Source organism: Methyloprofundus sp., from assembly GCF_965251085.1.
Classification (GTDB): domain Bacteria; phylum Pseudomonadota; class Gammaproteobacteria; order Methylococcales; family Methylomonadaceae; genus Methyloprofundus.
The window spans coordinates 3021612-3040330 of record NZ_OZ252594.1 but is presented as its reverse complement, the minus strand read 5'-3'; the positions used below and the strand labels follow the sequence as shown (position 1 = coordinate 3040330).

At 41.6% G+C, this 18719-nt stretch carries 12 protein-coding genes and 3 pseudogenes; 11 read left to right on the top strand and 4 right to left on the bottom strand.

Going from position 1 to position 18719, the window contains the following annotated elements; translation table 11 throughout:
• Positions 1 to 41 precede the first annotated feature (41 nt).
• Together hemE and ACQY3F_RS14140 are read left to right on the top strand one after the other, a co-directional pair.
• Positions 42 to 1106, top strand: a complete 1065-nt coding sequence (hemE, locus tag ACQY3F_RS14145; RefSeq protein ID WP_428355539.1) for a uroporphyrinogen decarboxylase — start codon at positions 42 to 44, stop codon at positions 1104 to 1106.
• A gap of 12 nt (positions 1107 to 1118) precedes the next feature.
• Positions 1119 to 1604 carry a DUF411 domain-containing protein gene (locus ACQY3F_RS14140; RefSeq protein WP_428355538.1) on the top strand — a complete coding sequence of 162 codons (486 nt, stop codon included), beginning with the start codon at positions 1119 to 1121 and terminating at the stop codon, positions 1602 to 1604.
• Positions 1605 to 1790: 186 nt separating this feature from the next.
• Here ACQY3F_RS14140 and ACQY3F_RS14135 read toward each other — a convergent pair whose 3' ends face one another.
• The gene (locus ACQY3F_RS14135) at positions 1791 to 2804 is read right to left on the bottom strand and encodes an IS110 family transposase (protein ID WP_428355537.1); all 1014 of its coding nucleotides are present in this window, start codon (positions 2802 to 2804) and stop codon (positions 1791 to 1793) included.
• A 583-nt stretch (positions 2805 to 3387) separates the two neighbouring features.
• Here ACQY3F_RS14135 and ald point away from each other — a divergent pair.
• Complete coding sequence (ald, locus tag ACQY3F_RS14130) at positions 3388 to 4500, top strand: alanine dehydrogenase (RefSeq protein WP_428355536.1); 1113 nt, start codon at positions 3388 to 3390, stop codon at positions 4498 to 4500.
• 24 nt (positions 4501 to 4524) lie between these two features.
• Here the strand turns inward: ald and ACQY3F_RS14125 are convergent, their stop codons facing one another.
• Together ACQY3F_RS14125 and ACQY3F_RS14120 are read right to left on the bottom strand one after the other, a co-directional pair.
• Complete coding sequence (locus ACQY3F_RS14125) at positions 4525 to 4965, bottom strand: hypothetical protein (RefSeq protein WP_428355535.1); 441 nt, start codon at positions 4963 to 4965, stop codon at positions 4525 to 4527.
• A 603-nt stretch (positions 4966 to 5568) separates the two neighbouring features.
• Positions 5569 to 6360 (bottom strand): annotated as a pseudogene (locus ACQY3F_RS14120) (IS1380 family transposase); the annotation flags it as partial.
• Positions 6361 to 6487: 127 nt separating this feature from the next.
• Between ACQY3F_RS14120 and ACQY3F_RS14115 the strand changes: the two are divergent.
• From ACQY3F_RS14115 to ACQY3F_RS14100, 4 genes and pseudogenes are all read left to right on the top strand, one after another.
• Positions 6488 to 7395: pseudogene (locus ACQY3F_RS14115) on the top strand (tyrosine-type recombinase/integrase).
• Positions 7392 to 8468, top strand: coding sequence for an IS91 family transposase (locus tag ACQY3F_RS14110; RefSeq protein WP_428352924.1), 1077 nt, complete (start codon positions 7392 to 7394; stop codon positions 8466 to 8468). The pseudogene ACQY3F_RS14115 and the gene ACQY3F_RS14110 overlap by 4 nt, the downstream one beginning before the upstream one ends.
• A 457-nt stretch (positions 8469 to 8925) precedes the next feature.
• A pseudogene (locus tag ACQY3F_RS14105) lies at positions 8926 to 9833 on the top strand (tyrosine-type recombinase/integrase).
• Positions 9830 to 10906, top strand: coding sequence for an IS91 family transposase (locus tag ACQY3F_RS14100; protein ID WP_428352924.1), 1077 nt, complete (start codon positions 9830 to 9832; stop codon positions 10904 to 10906). The pseudogene ACQY3F_RS14105 and the gene ACQY3F_RS14100 overlap by 4 nt, the downstream one beginning before the upstream one ends.
• Before the next feature lie 210 nt (positions 10907 to 11116).
• Here the strand turns inward: ACQY3F_RS14100 and ACQY3F_RS14095 are convergent, their stop codons facing one another.
• Positions 11117 to 11806 (bottom strand): transposase, encoded by a 690-nt coding sequence (locus tag ACQY3F_RS14095; RefSeq protein ID WP_428353770.1) that lies wholly within the window; start codon positions 11804 to 11806, stop codon positions 11117 to 11119.
• Positions 11807 to 12554: 748 nt separating this feature from the next.
• On the opposite strand from ACQY3F_RS14095, the gene amoC reads away from it, so the two are divergent.
• From amoC to secA, 4 genes are all read left to right on the top strand, one after another.
• A complete protein-coding gene (gene amoC, locus ACQY3F_RS14090; RefSeq protein WP_428355534.1) occupies positions 12555 to 13307 on the top strand; it encodes a bacterial ammonia monooxygenase, subunit AmoC in 753 nt (250 codons plus the stop codon).
• Between the two features lie 121 nt (positions 13308 to 13428).
• A complete protein-coding gene (gene amoA / locus ACQY3F_RS14085) occupies positions 13429 to 14178 on the top strand; it encodes a bacterial ammonia monooxygenase, subunit AmoA (protein WP_428355533.1) in 750 nt (249 codons plus the stop codon).
• 74 nt (positions 14179 to 14252) lie between these two features.
• On the top strand, positions 14253 to 15497 hold the full coding sequence (amoB, locus tag ACQY3F_RS14080; protein WP_428355532.1) for a bacterial ammonia monooxygenase, subunit AmoB: 1245 nt from the start codon (positions 14253 to 14255) through the stop codon (positions 15495 to 15497).
• Positions 15498 to 15726: 229 nt separating this feature from the next.
• On the top strand, positions 15727 to 18477 hold the full coding sequence (gene secA / locus ACQY3F_RS14075; protein ID WP_428355531.1) for a preprotein translocase subunit SecA: 2751 nt from the start codon (positions 15727 to 15729) through the stop codon (positions 18475 to 18477).
• The last annotated feature ends 242 nt before the right edge of the window (positions 18478 to 18719 follow it).

The following is an 18719-nucleotide window of genomic DNA, read 5'->3' as shown; positions in this document are numbered from 1 at the left end:
ATAAATTTAAAAGTTAAGAGAAACAAGGACTAAGATACAATATGAGTGATTTAAAAAACGATAGGTTCATTCGCGCTCTATTAAAGCAACCAGTGGATAAAACGCCGATATGGATGATGCGTCAAGCTGGAAGGTATTTGCCTGAATACCGCGAACTACGAGCACAGGCTGGTAGCTTTATGAATCTATGTACTAACCCTGAGTTAGCATGTGAGGTTACTTTGCAGCCTCTGGAGCGATTCGATTTTGATGCGGCAATCTTGTTCTCTGATATTTTAACAATCCCCGATGCTATGGGGCTGGGGCTTTACTTCAGTGAAGGAGAGGGGCCACGATTTGAACGTCCTGTACGAACTGCAGCTGATATAGAAAAACTGCCTATTCCAGATCCAGAGATGGAGTTGAAATACGTGGTCGATGCTGTACGCTTGATCCGAAAAAATCTGCAGGGGCGTGTGCCTTTAATTGGTTTTTCAGGGAGTCCGTGGACACTGGCAACTTATATGGTAGAAGGGAGTAGCAGTAAAACTTTTTCCAAAGTAAAAGGGCTGATGTTTGAGCAGCCGCATTTAATGCATAAAATGCTGGATAAGCTGGCGCAATCTGTTGCTATTTATCTTAATGCGCAAATTGCTGCAGGGGCACAGGCGGTTATGCTGTTTGATACATGGGGTGGTGCACTAGGTACAGAAGAATATCTAGAGTTTTCGCTGCGTTATGCGCAACAAGTACGGTCGTTATTAAATACAAATCAAAATGGCCAGAAGATCCCCACAATTTTGTTTACTAAAGGGGGTGGACAATGGTTAGAGGCTATGGCTGAAACAGGCTATGATGCGCTGGGTCTGGATTGGCAAACTGATATAGGTCTAGCGCGCTCTAGAGTAGGACAGCGAGTTGCTTTGCAGGGGAATATGGACCCTATAACCCTGTATGCCAATCCTGAAGTGATTACGGCGAAAGTGGCAAATATTCTTGAGAAATATGGTTCAGGTTCTGGACATGTATTTAATTTAGGGCATGGTATATTGCCAGATATTAACCCGGAACACGTGAAAGCAATGGTCGATGCAGTGCATGATTTAAGCAGGCCATATCACAGTTAGGTGGAGTGAAAAATGAAAAAAATTGTAATAGCATTATCAATAATATACGTTGTTGGCATTAATGTTTCCTACGCTCAAAGTGTCTGGGATAAGCCGGTTGTTGCGGTAGACGATAAGTCTATGGATATAGTGGTGTATAGAAGCCCTACTTGTGGCTGTTGTAGCAAATGGCTGGCACATCTCAAGAAGCATGGGTTTAATGTGCAAGATAATGTTCTTGAAGATGTGCAGAGTATTAAAGATAAATATGCGATAAATAGACAATTAGCGTCATGCCATACAGCAATTATCGATGGATATATTGTAGAAGGGCACGTCCCTGCTAATGATATTAAAGCCATGTTACAAGCAAAGCCAGACATTAAGGGATTGTCAGTGCCTGGTATGGTGGTAGGAACCCCGGGTATGGAAATGGGTAATAAGCATGCACCGTTTAAGGTAGTGGCATTCGATAAAGACGGGCAGGCCAAGGTATACAAGGCATACGACAAATATTAATGGAAGATATAGTATAGTAAAAAATTGTAACTACTCAGCGTATCTGAGTAGTTACAAAAATAGATTGTATATTTCCAGCCAGGCACCAGAGAAGCAGGTATTTGATAAAAAACATCATGATAGAACAAGCGTTTTGTAGATACTCTATTAAAACACAAGCGTAAATGTACAAATATTCATATTTTTTTATGAATCTGTAGTGATAGGCAGCGTATAAAAACGCGCTCCATCAAATTCTTTATTCGTCCGTAACATGCCATGGATGGCGTGCAATAATTTACGCATTACAGCACAGACGGCTTGTACTTTTTTTAAGCCGTTATCATCAATTAAGTGATGATAATAGCCTTTAATATTTGGCTCGAAGCGGCTCGAAACCAGTGCAGGCATATACAAGGCCTGGCGAATATATTTATTCCCTACCTTACTGATACGTGACTTCTTAGACACGCTACTCCCTGAATCAAAGATCCTTGGGTCCAGCCCCGCATGAGCAACCCATTGCCGAGCAGTCATATCCTTAGGTAAGATCATAAGCTCACTTAGTATTTGTACGGCTGAGGCTTGTGCAATCCCTTTGATTCCAGTGATTAATGTATAAGCCTGCTCCAGCTCTTCATTTTGATAAATGATATTAAGAGCACTGTCGCGAAGGGTTTTAATTTGTGCATCTAATATATCAATCAACTTTTCCGTCTGCTCAATGACCAGTGCAGGTGTTTCCACGGTTGATACTAAAGCATGAAGCTGGTTTTTAGTTTGTGTTTTTTGCTTATTTAGAGCTGCAATACGGCGCGCAGTGGCTTTTAAGCTGATACATTCATCGGCTGGACGTTCCCAGGCGTCAAAAGGCATTCTTTCAGCATAAATAGCTAAATTCCCTGCATCAACTGTATCGGTTTTGCTGCGTGTCATTAATACTTTAAAAAAATTGTGTGCAGCCTTAGGGTTAATAACCATCACCTCAATATTATCAGCCCTGCTAAGGGCGACAGCTAAATCAAAATGATAGACACCTGTTGCCTCAATGCAAACCTTTGTTTCTCCTTTAAGTTTTGTTAAAGACCCAATAATTGATTGATGACCTAAGGGAGTATTATCAAAGGATTTAGCTTTACGTGCCTTGCCATTAACCATGACGACAACAACTAATTCCTTACAGCTCACATCAATTCCGATAGTATTCATTTTTTCTCTCATATTTAAGTATTATAATGATCACTGGTTTCCCAGCCCTGACACTTCACCTACCGTCCTTGTGAATGCAGACTCAGAAGCATCGCTTACAGGTCTCAGATACTCCACGGCATGGATGACGAGGGTGGGGAGCCAATCTACATACAAGCTCGAAGCTTCAGGATGGGCCGGCTTCCCCAGAAAATCAGTTATTACTATAATTGTTTTGTGTTAAATAATCCTGTGTTTAAGAGATATGTTTAATATACTAGGATGGGCAAAGGAGGTACGACGTGCCCATCCTGTTTTCGTTGATGGGCACGGATGAGGCCCTTTGCCCATCCTTGTGTTTATTTTGCTGTAACTACTCTCAGCTTGTCTGAGTAGTTACAAAAAATATAAGTTGCTTGGCTCTAGAAAAATAAGTTACTCACGTTTTCTAGCACAAGTTATTGATTCCACAGCACTTCCAAAAAATCCCCGCTTAACCTACAGGTGAAGCTAAGATTTTTTGAAAATGTTAGATTAATTCAATATCTTGCACTATAAATTCGCGCTCAACTGATCTTTCCAGGATGATAGGTGGGCCTGTAAAATAGGAAAATAAATGATTATCGGAGTGCCAAAAGAAAAAAAGGTTCAGGAATATCGGGTCGCCATTACTCCTTCGGGAGTTGGAGAGCTTGTGGAGGCGGGACATAGGGTTTTAGTCGAGCGTGACGCAGGAGTAGGTTCGGGTTATCCAGATCAAGAGTATAAGCAAGGCGGGGCAACCATGGTTTCTGCTAAAGAGGCCTGGGCTGCAGAGCTCGTTGTTAAAGTTAAAGAGCCTTTACAGCAAGAATACCAGTATTTACAGGGGCAGATTTTATTCACTTTCTTACACTTGGCTGGAGTGGACAAAGAATTAACACGTTGCCTGTTAAGTAGTGGTACTTCAGCCATAGCCTATGAGACATTAGAGGATGAGCTAGGTAGATTGCCATTATTAGCGCCTATGAGTGCAATTGCAGGCAATATGGCGGCCTTGGTTGGCGCATATTATTTAGCTAAGTTTAACCAGGGCAATGGTGTGCAGATGGGCAGTATACTTGGTAGTCGACATGGAAAAGCGCTGGTTATAGGTGATGGGGTTGTAGGGTTTCATGCGGCTCATGCTTTGAATGGGGTGGGGGCGAATGTATATCAGGCGGGACTGTCCGAGCTTGGAGCGGGGATGCAGCAAGCTAATGGCCTAGAAGGTGTTGAATATTTTTGTTCGACTACTAGTGCAATAGAAAAGCATTGCATAGACGCAGATTTGGTGATTGGTGCCGTGTTAAATAAAGGAGCCAAAGCGCCTTATGTCGTTTCTGAGGAAATGGTTAAATCCATGCGTCCAGGCACAGTTCTAGTTGATGTCAGTATAGACCAGGGAGGATGTATAGAGACATCAAGAGCAACTACGCATGATAAACCCGTATTTATCAAGCATGGTGTAACACATTATTGTGTAACCAATATGCCGGGGGCATACCCTCGTACGGCAACGTTAGCATTGTGTGCTGAAACTTTTAAGTATGTTAACTTGTTAGCTGATGAGGGTGTGTCGGGCCTATTGGCTAGAGAAAATGCTTCAAAAGCAGTAAATATATATAAGTCAAAAGTCGTTAATGAGCAGGTAGCGGTAAGCTTAAGTATGCAGAATAATTATATGTCGCTCAAAGAATTGTTCGAGTAAAACAGAATAACACTCACCTTAAATTTATAGCCCGGAAATACCTGATAATCCGTGAAGAGTCCAGTTTCCTGAGTCCATAATGCCTTCCATGTCTGCCTCGTTGTCATATCCTATTTGACAGGCATACTTTTTGACAAATGTAGGTGTCGTTTCTGAATTCAGCTCTATTTCTGCGTTAACAATATACCGGTAGTTTCCTAAAGACCATGATTGTAGCGGTTCTGTGGGGAAGCTAATGTTGTATTCGCTATCGATTTCGTCTCTTATTGCTTTATTGCACTGGAAGAAAGCATAGCTAGTCATTTCGGTTGATGAGGGGAATCTGCTGCCTTCATCTCCAGAGTCTACAAGGAATAAGCTTGATGATGCGACTTTTTCAGCAAAAGGGATAACAGCTTTATATTGAAATACAAGTATGCCGACTAGGCCGCCTACGAACAGAAAAGGAACAAATTTTTTTTGCATGACTAATTAATGAATTGGATTTGAAAAGACACTAATATTCTAACAGAAAAATTATGATGGGATATGTCGCCTAAAGAAACTTGATATATCCTTCGTTTTGGCTAAGTCACTATAAACCTTGAAAAACCAGTTGCTCACGGTTTCTAGCACAAGCTATTGATTCCATCGCGCGTCCAAAAATGTCCGCTTAACCTATGGGTGAAGCTACAATTTTTTGAAAGTATTGCATTAATTCAATGTCTTGCACAATAAAATCGCACTCAACGGATTTTTCTAGGATAAAACTAAAGTAAGTGAATAAGTTATTAAATAACTTCCTGATTACGTGCAACTCTCAGCCATAAGAGAATAAAACATTAAAAACAGTACCTAAATCCTGCAAGCCCATATTTTGACTCTCATTAACCTGTCTAGCTAAGTGGTTATTAGGTTTTTACTGCCGCTTTGCCAGCCCTCTTTGTCCAACCGATCAAAATATCCAGATTTAAATCATAAATAGAGGAAATTTTTTGTATCGTATGGATATCCCCCGAGCCCAAGGCAATAAACACCCTGCCAACGTGCCATGACCTTTTAATCAAAGTGACTTAACTTCGGTTAATGTTAAGCGAGTAACCCCACCTTAACCCAATCATCCCATTCCTGTGGATAGAGCGGGCCTGCAGGTGTTCTGACTCTCAGCTGATTATTGCCTGTGAGTAATTTTCCAGCCACCCGAATCAGATAAGTACGAAGTGTATCCGGCTCCCATTGGCACAACGTTTTGTTGCCACTCAATTGAGCCATCCAGCGCACGGTATTGTAGGCAAGAACGGCGCAATGAAATAATGCGGCATTAGCCAGAAATTGATTCGTTCTGATTTTACCTAAACCCATTTGTGATTTTGCTTCTTCAATCCATGTTTCGCACGTCGCTCGTTCACCATACTTCTTATGTGTTTGCCAAGGCGATAGAGGTTCAGTTGTTACATAACAAAAATAGTCATATTCTGCCGTATCCCAAAGCTCGGACTGAGGTCCTGTCACTTGTTTAGGTTGCTTTATCCTGACCGCGACAAACTGACGAGAGCGAGACCAGCCACCACAACGATATTGAAACTCGCTCTGCTCCCAACCGGGTCGGCCTTGTATGGCTGTCCAGGCCTGTTTGGCCAGCAATGCGTTCAAATTCTTAAGTTTAACCTTTATTAGATACCCATGCCCTCTGGTATCGAGAAATTCAAGCAAATCACCGACAAAATAACCACTGTCACCGCGAAAAATAATGCGCATCCGATTGGGCAAGTGTGCAAGTAACTGTTTGGTAAATTCTACAACACCATTGCTTGTAAAGGCATTGCCTGTCCGGAACCAGGCTTGTAAAATTTCTTTTGTTTCCGCTAGAAAAGCGAGTTGGACGAAGCCGCTATCGCGGAGAAAAACAGCGCATCCCTTAAATTTAAAGTGTAACCTCATTGCCTGTTATATGCATAACAGGTAACTTGTAAGCTCATCCAACTAACAATAATGAGGTTACACTGTTATGACACCATCGATAGAGCTTAAATTCAACCATTATTATATCCAGCACTGTAAGCATTTAAAGCTTAAGGGACTGCAACCCAAAACCATTGACGCTTATTCACGCGCTATTCGCCGTATCGGGGAACACTTTCAGGGGCATCTGGATAACTTAACGCAAGATCAACTGGTGGATTATTTTCATGCTCTTTTAAGCCGCCTTTCCTGGAGTGCCGTGAAACTAGATCTCTATGGTCTCAAGTTTTTCTATACACATGTGCTACAAAAGCCGTGGGTTGATGTGCTAATGATTAAACCACCACGATGTACGCGTATACCCGATATTGTCACTGTGGTTGAAGCACAACAACTGTTTATGTCGACCCGTAATCTAAGCTATCGAGTTTTTTATTTTACGATTTACAGTCTAGGTTTACGTTTGGGCGAGGGCTTAAGCCTGAAAGTAGGTGATATTGATGCGACACGCATGCGGGTACATATTCGCAATGCCAAAGGCAATAAGGATCGGCTTGTGCCTTTGCCTGTGAATACCTTGAAGGTGTTGCGTAAGTTTTGGGCTGTGCATAAAAATCCAGTGCTGGTATTTCCCAACCGTGCCCGGGGTCTAAAAGGTGCACATCTTGCTGAATCCCCCCTTGATCGCGGTGGCATCCAGAAGACAATCCGTCTTGTGACGCAAGAAATGGGACTAAAAAAAAGATTTCCTGCCACTCGCTGCGCCACAGTTACGCCACTCACCTGTTAGAAGCCGGGGTTGATTTAGTTGAGTTGCAGAAGATTCTGGGCCATACCAGTTTAGTAACCACGGCTCGCTATACGCATTTGACCGATATTACCGATGAGAATGCAGAGCTGCACATTAATCAGTTAGTCAATGACTTTTCTATTCACTGGGGGCAGATTTCATGATAACCCTAGCTGCAGTGATTGATCAATTTCAGTCTGACTTTTTAAGCGAGTATCAATCTCGTTTACGCTCCAATCAGATCAGTGCATTACATGCCATGAAGAGCTGTCGGACACAGCTGAGTCCTGTGATGCAGGTTAACTGTGCAGACTGTGACTATCAAACCTTTGTGCCTCATTCCTGTGGCCAGCGTAACTGCCCGCATTGTCAACATCATGAGAGTCAACAATGGATTGAACGACAGGTACAAAAACAAGTCCCTGCTGATTATTTTATGAATACCTTTACCTTACCTGCGCAGTTAAGGTCGTTAGCCAGGCAGCATCCGCGGTTACTTTACAGTATGATGTTTGACTGTGCCTGGGCGACTTTACAGAGTTTTAGTAAAAATGATAAGCAGTTGCAAGGCGATGCCGGGGCGATTGCTGTCTTACATACACACTCACGCGAATTAAATTATCATCCGCATATTCATGTCATTATGCCTGCGGCAATCGTGGATAAAATCAAGAAGCTCTGGCGCACTAAGGAAGGCAAATACCTGTTTCATCATAAAGCACTAGCAAAAGTATTTCGTGCAAAGATGCTAGCGCGTATGAACGAAGAAAAGTTGCCATTTCCCACAGCTATTCCGGAAAAATGGGTGGTCGATTGTAAGTTTGTCGGTGCAGGCGATAAAGCATTGATATATCTGGGTCGATACCTGTATCGTGGTGTGATTCGTGAACAGGATATCTTATCCTGCCAAAATGGCAAAGTAACCTACCGTTATCAAGACAGCAAAACCAAACGCTATCAAACCAAAACGGTATCGGGGGCTAAATTTCTGTGGCTGGTGCTGCAACATGTTTTGCCTAAAGGCTTTCGTCGTGCGCGCAATTATGGCTTTTTACATCCGAATAGCAAGGGTGTTATTAAGTTGATTCACTCCCTGCTAAAGTTTGACCCGACGAAGATATTGCGTGCACTCAAAGTACGGCCGGCATTCAGTTGCAAATGTTGTGGCGGGGCGATGGTTGTTGGGCGTCGGCAAATACCCAGGGTGGAAATAATGTTTCAGCCTTTGCCAACTTAACAATTGGAATCACTAGCGCTTATGTAAATTTAAACACTTCGACCCAGGCTATCAGCGGATTAAATGCTGAGGGAGTTGCTTGGGCTAAAATCGGAGATTAAGGCAGAATTTTGCTCCGATACTTGGACTTTGAGAGTTGACTGCAATGGACAACGCTCAAAGTTCAGTTAAACAGGTAAAAACAGAGGTTCGATTCATCAGTCGGGCTGATCAACAAAAAGCTATTTTCATAGAGCGCATTAAATGAATTCCTACTATCGTGCCGGGCTTGTCCAACAAACGGTTCAGATTGTGGCTCGCTTCGCGATCACAATCTAACCTTATTCGTTGGACGAAGCCGCTATCGCGGAGAAAAACAGCGCATCCCTTAAATTTAAAGTGTAACCTCATTGCCTGTTATATGCATAACAGGTAACTTGTAAGCTCATCCAACTAACAATAATGAGGTTACACTGTTATGACACCATCGATAGAGCTTAAATTCAACCATTATTATATCCAGCACTGTAAGCATTTAAAGCTTAAGGGACTGCAACCCAAAACCATTGACGCTTATTCACGCGCTATTCGCCGTATCGGGGAACACTTTCAGGGGCATCTGGATAACTTAACGCAAGATCAACTGGTGGATTATTTTCATGCTCTTTTAAGCCGCCTTTCCTGGAGTGCCGTGAAACTAGATCTCTATGGTCTCAAGTTTTTCTATACACATGTGCTACAAAAGCCGTGGGTTGATGTGCTAATGATTAAACCACCACGATGTACGCGTATACCCGATATTGTCACTGTGGTTGAAGCACAACAACTGTTTATGTCGACCCGTAATCTAAGCTATCGAGTTTTTTATTTTACGATTTACAGTCTAGGTTTACGTTTGGGCGAGGGCTTAAGCCTGAAAGTAGGTGATATTGATGCGACACGCATGCGGGTACATATTCGCAATGCCAAAGGCAATAAGGATCGGCTTGTGCCTTTGCCTGTGAATACCTTGAAGGTGTTGCGTAAGTTTTGGGCTGTGCATAAAAATCCAGTGCTGGTATTTCCCAACCGTGCCCGGGGTCTAAAAGGTGCACATCTTGCTGAATCCCCCCTTGATCGCGGTGGCATCCAGAAGACAATCCGTCTTGTGACGCAAGAAATGGGACTAAAAAAAAGATTTCCTGCCACTCGCTGCGCCACAGTTACGCCACTCACCTGTTAGAAGCCGGGGTTGATTTAGTTGAGTTGCAGAAGATTCTGGGCCATACCAGTTTAGTAACCACGGCTCGCTATACGCATTTGACCGATATTACCGATGAGAATGCAGAGCTGCACATTAATCAGTTAGTCAATGACTTTTCTATTCACTGGGGGCAGATTTCATGATAACCCTAGCTGCAGTGATTGATCAATTTCAGTCTGACTTTTTAAGCGAGTATCAATCTCGTTTACGCTCCAATCAGATCAGTGCATTACATGCCATGAAGAGCTGTCGGACACAGCTGAGTCCTGTGATGCAGGTTAACTGTGCAGACTGTGACTATCAAACCTTTGTGCCTCATTCCTGTGGCCAGCGTAACTGCCCGCATTGTCAACATCATGAGAGTCAACAATGGATTGAACGACAGGTACAAAAACAAGTCCCTGCTGATTATTTTATGAATACCTTTACCTTACCTGCGCAGTTAAGGTCGTTAGCCAGGCAGCATCCGCGGTTACTTTACAGTATGATGTTTGACTGTGCCTGGGCGACTTTACAGAGTTTTAGTAAAAATGATAAGCAGTTGCAAGGCGATGCCGGGGCGATTGCTGTCTTACATACACACTCACGCGAATTAAATTATCATCCGCATATTCATGTCATTATGCCTGCGGCAATCGTGGATAAAATCAAGAAGCTCTGGCGCACTAAGGAAGGCAAATACCTGTTTCATCATAAAGCACTAGCAAAAGTATTTCGTGCAAAGATGCTAGCGCGTATGAACGAAGAAAAGTTGCCATTTCCCACAGCTATTCCGGAAAAATGGGTGGTCGATTGTAAGTTTGTCGGTGCAGGCGATAAAGCATTGATATATCTGGGTCGATACCTGTATCGTGGTGTGATTCGTGAACAGGATATCTTATCCTGCCAAAATGGCAAAGTAACCTACCGTTATCAAGACAGCAAAACCAAACGCTATCAAACCAAAACGGTATCGGGGGCTAAATTTCTGTGGCTGGTGCTGCAACATGTTTTGCCTAAAGGCTTTCGTCGTGCGCGCAATTATGGCTTTTTACATCCGAATAGCAAGGGTGTTATTAAGTTGATTCACTCCCTGCTAAAGTTTGACCCGACGAAGATATTGCGTGCACTCAAAGTACGGCCGGCATTCAGTTGCAAATGTTGTGGCGGGGCGATGGTTGTTGGGCGTCGGCAAATACCCAGGGTGGAAATAATGTTTCAGCCTTTGCCAACTTAACAATTGGAATCACTAGCGCTTATGTAAATTTAAACACTTCGACCCAGGCTATCAGCGGATTAAATGCTGAGGGAGTTGCTTGGGCTAAAATCGGAGATTAAGGCAGAATTTTGCTCCGATACTTGGACTTTGAGAGTTGACTGCAATGGACAACGCTCAAAGTTCAGTTAAACAGGTAAAAACAGAGGTTCGATTCATCAGTCGGGCTGATCAACAAAAAGCTATTTTCATAGAGCGCATTAAATGAATTCCTACTATCGTGCCGGGCTTGTCCAACAAACGGTTCAGATTGTGGCTCGCTTCGCGATCACAATCTAACCTTATTCGTTGTGGATGGTATGAACGGGCACCTTTCTTTTTGGGGTTGAAGCCTTTGGCACTTCCTTCTTGTCGACCACAAACGGTGTCCACAGTTGAATCGACATCGACCCACTGGACGGATTGTATGCCAGTTTTCGATTTTCCGGAACGAAGCAATCGCCGCCAGTGTTGACCACGCAAAGTATGCGTGAGCGTTTCAAACTGGCTTATCTGCCTATCACTTACTTCCTTAAAGATCCGTAAAATTGTGGTTTCAACAGGAATCTTTATCCAGCCAGCTACTTTGCGCAGTACGCTATCTGCCCATACGGTCGTCACCTTTGCCATTGATGTTGCTCCCCCCATCATGCCAACCAACGTCAATAGAACCACATCAGATAAGTGATGGTCTGCATTTTCACCCCGCCGATGTGGAACGCTTTGTTTTACGGTTTTTTCAAAACCTATCCTGTCTAAATATTTCACGACGGGAATCAGTCCCGCCTGGCTTGTCAATCCATGTGCTGTAGATGTCATTTTTACCGTTCGGGTACGGTTTCTTACGTGAGATGAGGATTTTGATACTTTAGAGGGCTTCATTAAAACAATGAGATAGTGAAATCAGGAAAATGATATTATATCATTGTTTAATAAGGAGTTTTGTGGATTATTATGTATAATGCTTGCAGGATTTAGGCAGTATATTAAAAACTCGTCATGCCCGAAGTCTTTTATCGGGAATCTATGCTTAACCTACGAGATCCCTGCTAAAAGCATGCAGGAATGACGGCTATGCACTTAAGACGGGATACCGTAGGCTGGGTTACGTTATCTGCGCTTCGCTAGATAAGCAAACCCAGCCTGCATTGCTTTGTCCCGTTTTAAAATGGTAGCTGGAATGACGGAGTCTAGCTGAGAGCTGTGGGTAATCAAGAATAACTTTAACTGGCTGAAGGCTTGGAGGGCTAAGGGTGTCATGACAGGGTTGGCTCAATACAATATATGTATTTACAAATAAATTGAATGAAGGGCTCTAAGTAAGAGGCTATTGCTACCTAGATAAACAGTTTAGTGGGTATGCAATGCCAGTATGAGGCTGAAAGAATGGGCTGGGGTGATTTATTATAAAAAAATGTATTTTAATTAAGTTAGGGAAATCAAAAGTTTAAATTAGTCGTGTCGACTCAATGTTAATGCCGGTATAGATTTGCTTGACATGAAGGAGAAAGTTGATAAACTTAGCAACACTCAAATGGAATGGTGTCATCATTATTAATGATGTTACAGGATGTATTAATGCTTTCGGTGTTTGCCGAGAGATTTAATTATTTACTTTTAGGAGGTAATAATGGCTGCTACAACTGATTCAGTGAAAGCTGACGCTTCAGAAGCACCACTACTAAACAAAACTAACCTGATCGCTGGGTTTATGTTGTATTTAGTATTCTATTCATTTATTCGTTGGTACGAAGGTGTATACGGATGGTCTGCTGGTTTAGATTCATTCGCACCTGAGTTCGAAACATATTGGATGAATATGTTGTACATTGAGCTAGTTGTTGAAGTGATACTTGCTTCGACTATCTGGGGATATCTGTGGAAATCACGTGATCGTAATGTTATGTCTATCACTCCTCGTGAAGAGTTAAGAAGACATTTTACTCACTGGACATGGTTAGTAATGTACGGTTGGGCTATCTACTGGGGAGCTTCGTACTTCACAGAGCAAGATGGTACATGGCATCAAACTATTGTTCGTGATACTGATTTTACACCTAGTCATATCATCGAATTCTACTTGTCATACCCAATCTACATCATCACTGGTGTTGCTGCTTTCTTATATGCAAAAACTAGATTGCCTGCTTATCAAGAAGGTCTATCTATGATGTATTTGATATCAGTAATTGGTCCTTTCATGATTCTTCCAAATGTTGGATTGAATGAGTGGGGACACACTTTCTGGTTTATGGAAGAATTGTTTGTTGCACCTCTTCACTATGGCTTCGTATTCTTCGGATGGGCTGCTTTAGCGATTATGGGTGTTGTAAACATCGAAGTAGAAGCATTAACTAAACTACTTAAGAAAGACCTAGCTTAATATAAAGCAGGCTTTTGATTTATATAGTAGAAAACTTGTTATCTCCTATTCTCGCCATCGTTAGATGGCGAGATGAAAGAGAGGTAATGATAATAAAAATAATTTTTTTGGAGGTAAGCTAATGAGTGCATCTCAATCAGCTGTACGTTCACGCGCTGAAGCGGTACAAGTTTCACGCACGTTGGACTGGATGATTCTCTTTACACTATTCACTGCTGTACTGGGTGGATATCATATTCACTACATGTTAACTGGTGGTGACTGGGATTTCTGGACAGATTGGAAAGATAGACGTTTATGGGTAACTGTAGCGCCAATCGTATCAATTACTTTTCCAGCTGCTGTTCAATCAATGCTATGGTACCGTTACCGTCTACCTTTTGGTGCGGTAGTAGCTGTTATGGCTCTTATGATTGGTGAGTGGATTAACCGTTATTTGAACTTCTGGGGTTGGACTTATTTCCCAGTAAATTTCGTATTCCCATCTAATCTAGTTCCTGGCGCAATCGTTCTTGATGTTGTGTTAATGCTTTCAGGCAGCTTTGTTTTGACAGCTGTTATTGGTGGCTTGGCATATGGACTATTGTTCTACCCAGGTAACTGGCCAATTATTGCTCCTTTACACGTGCCTGTTGAATACAACGGTATGATGTTTACATTAGCTGATTTACAAGGTTACCATTATGTACGTACTGGTACTCCTGAGTATATCAGAATGGTTGAGAAAGGAACGCTAAGAACGTTTGGTAAAGACGTTGCTCCAGTATCTGCATTCTTCTCAGGTTTCGTTTGTATTATCATATACTTCTTGTGGCATTATTTCGGTCGTTGGTTTAACAAAACTGACTTCATTGATTCTGACAGTATTTAATAATAACTAAAAATGCAATAAATATTATATTTATTGATAAACGAAAATAAATTTCTCTAGTTTGGAGGAGATATATGAAAACAATAAAAGACAAGATAGCTCAACTATCATTTGTCGCATTGCTTTTGGCTGTAACATCTGCGATGTTCTACACGCCTGCAGCATCTGCACATGGTGAAAAGTCTCAAGCAGCGTTCATGCGTATGCGTACTATTCACTGGTTTGATCTTAATTGGTCAAAAGATGAAGTAGTGGTTAACGAAACAGTAGTTATTGAAGGTAAATTCCACGTTTTCGCTGGATGGCCAGAAACTGTTGATAAACCAGAAGTAGCATTCCTGAACATTGGTATTCCAGGTCCTGTATTTATTCGTGCAGGTTCTTGGATCGGTGGTCAGTTAGTGCCTCGTTCAGTTTCACTAGAACTTGGTGAGACTTATGACTTTAAAGTACTTCTAAAAGCACGTCGTCCAGGTGACTGGCATGTTCACACTATGATGAACGTTGAAGGCGGGGGTCCAATCATTGGTCCAGGTAAATGGGTAACTATTACTGGTTCTATGTCTGACTTCACTAACCCTTTGACTACATTAACGGGTGAAACACTTGATCTAGAAGATTATGCGTTAGATAACGTATACTTCTGGCATGCATTATGGATGGGTATTGGTTTTGCTTGGTTATTATTTTGGATCAAGCGTCCAATGTTTATTCCACGTCATATCGCTATTACTTCTGGCAAAGCTGATACATTAATCAGTGCTACTGATAAGAAAGTAGGTATCGCATTCGCTGTTGGTACTATGGCTCTTGTCATGGCGGCTATGGGTTCTACGAATGACAAATACCCAATTACAACTCCATTACAAGCGGGTTTGATGCGTGGTATTCAGTGGATTGATCTGCCTGAAACTTCAATTGATGTAAAAGTTGAAGATGCTAGCTATCGTGTTCCTGGTCGTGCAATGCAAATGACTCTAACAATCACTAACAATGGTGATTCTGCGGTTCGTTTAGGTGAGTTCATGACTGCATCTGTACGTTTCCTAGAGCCTGATGTACTAGAAGATGAAACAGGTTATCCTGATGATCTACTAGCTGAAGAAGGTTTAACTGTTTCTGATAACAGCCCTCTAGCTCCAGGTGAGACTAGAACTGTTGAAGTAACTGCTTCTGATGCTGCATGGGAAGTTTACCGTTTAGCTGACTTGATCTACGATCCAGACAGTCGTTTTGCTGGCTTACTATTCTTCTTCGACGAAGATGGTAACCGTCAAATGATTATGGTAGATGCTCCATTAATTCCAACATTCATCTAATGAATAGAATACTCAGTTAACACTGAGTAGGAATTAGAAGCACAGAGCCCCTGTTACGCAAGTAACAGGGGCTTTTTTGCGTTTAGAGAAAAGTAAAGTAGGACGCTAGTCGTTTTAAAGAATGAATGCAATAAAATTAAAATAGGATTGTTTGTTCCTGATATAGCGAAAAAAGGTTATAATTGATAAGTTATATGTCTCAAAATGAATTCACACTGGGTAAATTAGGATGCTAGGTAAGCTTGTTAAATTTGTTGTCGGTAGTCGTAATGACCGATTAATTAAAAAGAAAAGAAAAACAGTAAAGTCGGTTAATCAATTTGCTGAAGAATATGCAAAATTAACAGACGCAGAGTTACAAGCAAAAACTAAAGAATTTAGAGTTCGCTTAGCTGAAGGTGAACAATTAGATAATTTAATTCCTGAAGCGTTTGCTACGGTAAGAGAAGCATCGTCACGTGTATATGGTATGCGCCATTTTGATGTCCAACTGGTGGGCGGCATGGTGCTTAATGAAGGCAAGATCGCAGAGATGAAAACGGGGGAAGGTAAAACCTTAATGGCTACCCTTGCTGCGTATTTGAATGCCTTGCCTGCAAAAGGTGTACACGTTGTCACGGTCAATGATTATCTTGCAGCACGAGATTCCGAATGGATGGGGCAATTATATGGATTTCTTGGCCTGACGACAGGGGTTATTATTAGTGACCTGGATCATGCGCAGCGTAAAGAAGCGTACGCAGCTGATATAACCTACGGAACTAATAATGAGTTTGGCTTTGACTATTTACGCGATAATATGGCGTTTAGTCTTGATCAAAAAGTACAAAGAGGCTTGCATTTTGCGATTGTCGATGAAGTAGATTCAATTTTAATTGATGAGGCGAGAACACCATTAATAATTTCAGGTCCTGTTGAAGATAGCACTGAAAACTATATTAAAACAAATGCAATCATTCCCTTTTTAGCAAAAGTAGAACGTCAAGAAGGTGAAAAAGAAGGTGAGGAATTAGGCCCTGGTGATTATACGGTTGATGAAAAGTCCAAACAGATTCATTTAAACGAAGCGGGTCATATACATATCGAGCAGTTATTGGTTGAACATGGACTGTTAGAAGAAGGTGCAAGTCTATATGAACCTACCAATATAAGGTTAATGCACTATGTGAACGCCTCATTAAGAGCGCATACATTATATCATCGAGATGTAGATTATATAGTTCACAACAATGAGGTGATTATAGTTGATGAGTTTACTGGTCGAGTTATGCCCGGACGACGTTGGTCGGAAGGCTTACATCAAGCTATGGAAGCTAAAGAAGGCACAAAAATTCAAGATGAAAACCAGACACTAGCTTCTATCACTTTTCAGAATTTCTTTCGCCTGTATGAAAAACTATCAGGAATGACAGGTACGGCGGACACAGAATCATTCGAGCTAAATAAAATCTATGGACTAGAAGTTGTTGTAATACCAACTCATAGACCTATGGTTAGAGAAGACAAAGGCGATTTGATTTATTTGACGACAGATGAGAAATATCAGGCTATTACTGAAGATATTAAAGAGTGTGTAAAAAGAGGCCAGCCAGTACTAGTCGGTACTACATCAGTTGAAAATTCAGAACTTATTTCGAATGTACTGAATAAAGCTAAAATAAAACACGAAGTGCTGAATGCTAAACAGCACGAACGCGAAGCGCATATTATTGAACAAGCAGGTATGCCGGCAGCAATAACCATTGCTACAAATATGGCCGGACGTGGAACAGATATTGTTCTGGGTGGTAATTTAGATGCTCAAATCCTAACATTAGGTGAAAATGCTACGCAAGCTGAAATAAATCATGTTAAACAAGAATGGCAGGAACGACATGAGCGCGTAAAAGACAGTGGTGGGCTACATGTTATTGGTTCAGAACGACATGAGTCACGCAGAATAGATAACCAGTTACGTGGTCGTTCTGGTCGTCAGGGTGATGCTGGCTCAACACGGTTTTATTTGTCACTGCAAGATGATTTAATGCGTATCTTTGCTTCTGATAGAGTTGCGGGTTTGATGAAAAAACTTGGCATGGAACAAGGTGAAGCAATTGAACATCCATGGGTAACTCGATCGATTGAGAATGCACAGAAAAAGGTTGAAGGAAGAAACTTTGATCAACGTAAAGAAGTGCTTGCCTATGATGATGTTGCTAATGATCAGCGTAAAGTTGTCTATACACAACGTGACGAATTGATGGAATCTGAGGATATCAGTGACATTATCAAGGTGATTAGAGAGGATGTGGTTAATGATGTAATAACTAAATACATCCCACCCAAAACAATGGAAGAGCAATGGGCAATTGACGGCTTGGAAGCACATTTAAAAGATGAGTTTGAAGTTGATATCCCTGTAGCAAAAATGCTCGAAGATGACTCAAGCTTACACGAAGAATCATTACGCACGGCAGTCATAGATATCATTGCCAAAGAATATGCTAATAAAGAAGAGCAGACTGGTGCAGATGTGATGCGCCATTTTGAGAAATCAGTCATGCTACAAGTTCTGGACAATAGCTGGAAGGAGCATTTGGCCGCAATGGACAGTTTGCGACAAGGAATTCACTTTAGAGGTTATGCGCAAAAAGATCCTAAGCAGGAATTTAAGCGTGAAGCATTCGATATGTTTGCCAGTTTGCTTGACCAAATAAAATATGAAGTCATCAGTATTTTATCTAAAGTTAAAATCAACAAGAAAGAAGATGTTGATGCTATTGATGAACAGCGTCAGACACCACAAGAAATGCACTTTGAACATGCTGAAGCTGATAGCGGGTTAGAGGAAGCAGAAACTAGTCAGCAAGCGAGTCAGGAACAAAACAATAAGGATGAAACTGAAGTCCCCTTTGTTCGAGAAGATAGAAAAGTTGGCCGCAATGAACCATGCCCATGTGGCTCAGGGAAGAAATATAAACAATGTCACGGTAAATTGTAGATTCTAGAAGCATACTAATTATTTTTGATAAGCATTTTTAGCGAGTAGTTACGAGCGAGTGTGCAATATTCAATAGACTCATTCTATGAGTATGAGCGCGTAGATTTTTCTTATTAATAGTATGCTTTCCCTAAGGAATGTACACGAAATTATTTCGACAACTAGTTTGCCCTTTTATCCGTCTTCTGCAACTTAGAGGCGAATAAAAATTCTACGCCAGTAATCGATCTTATTCCATGCAT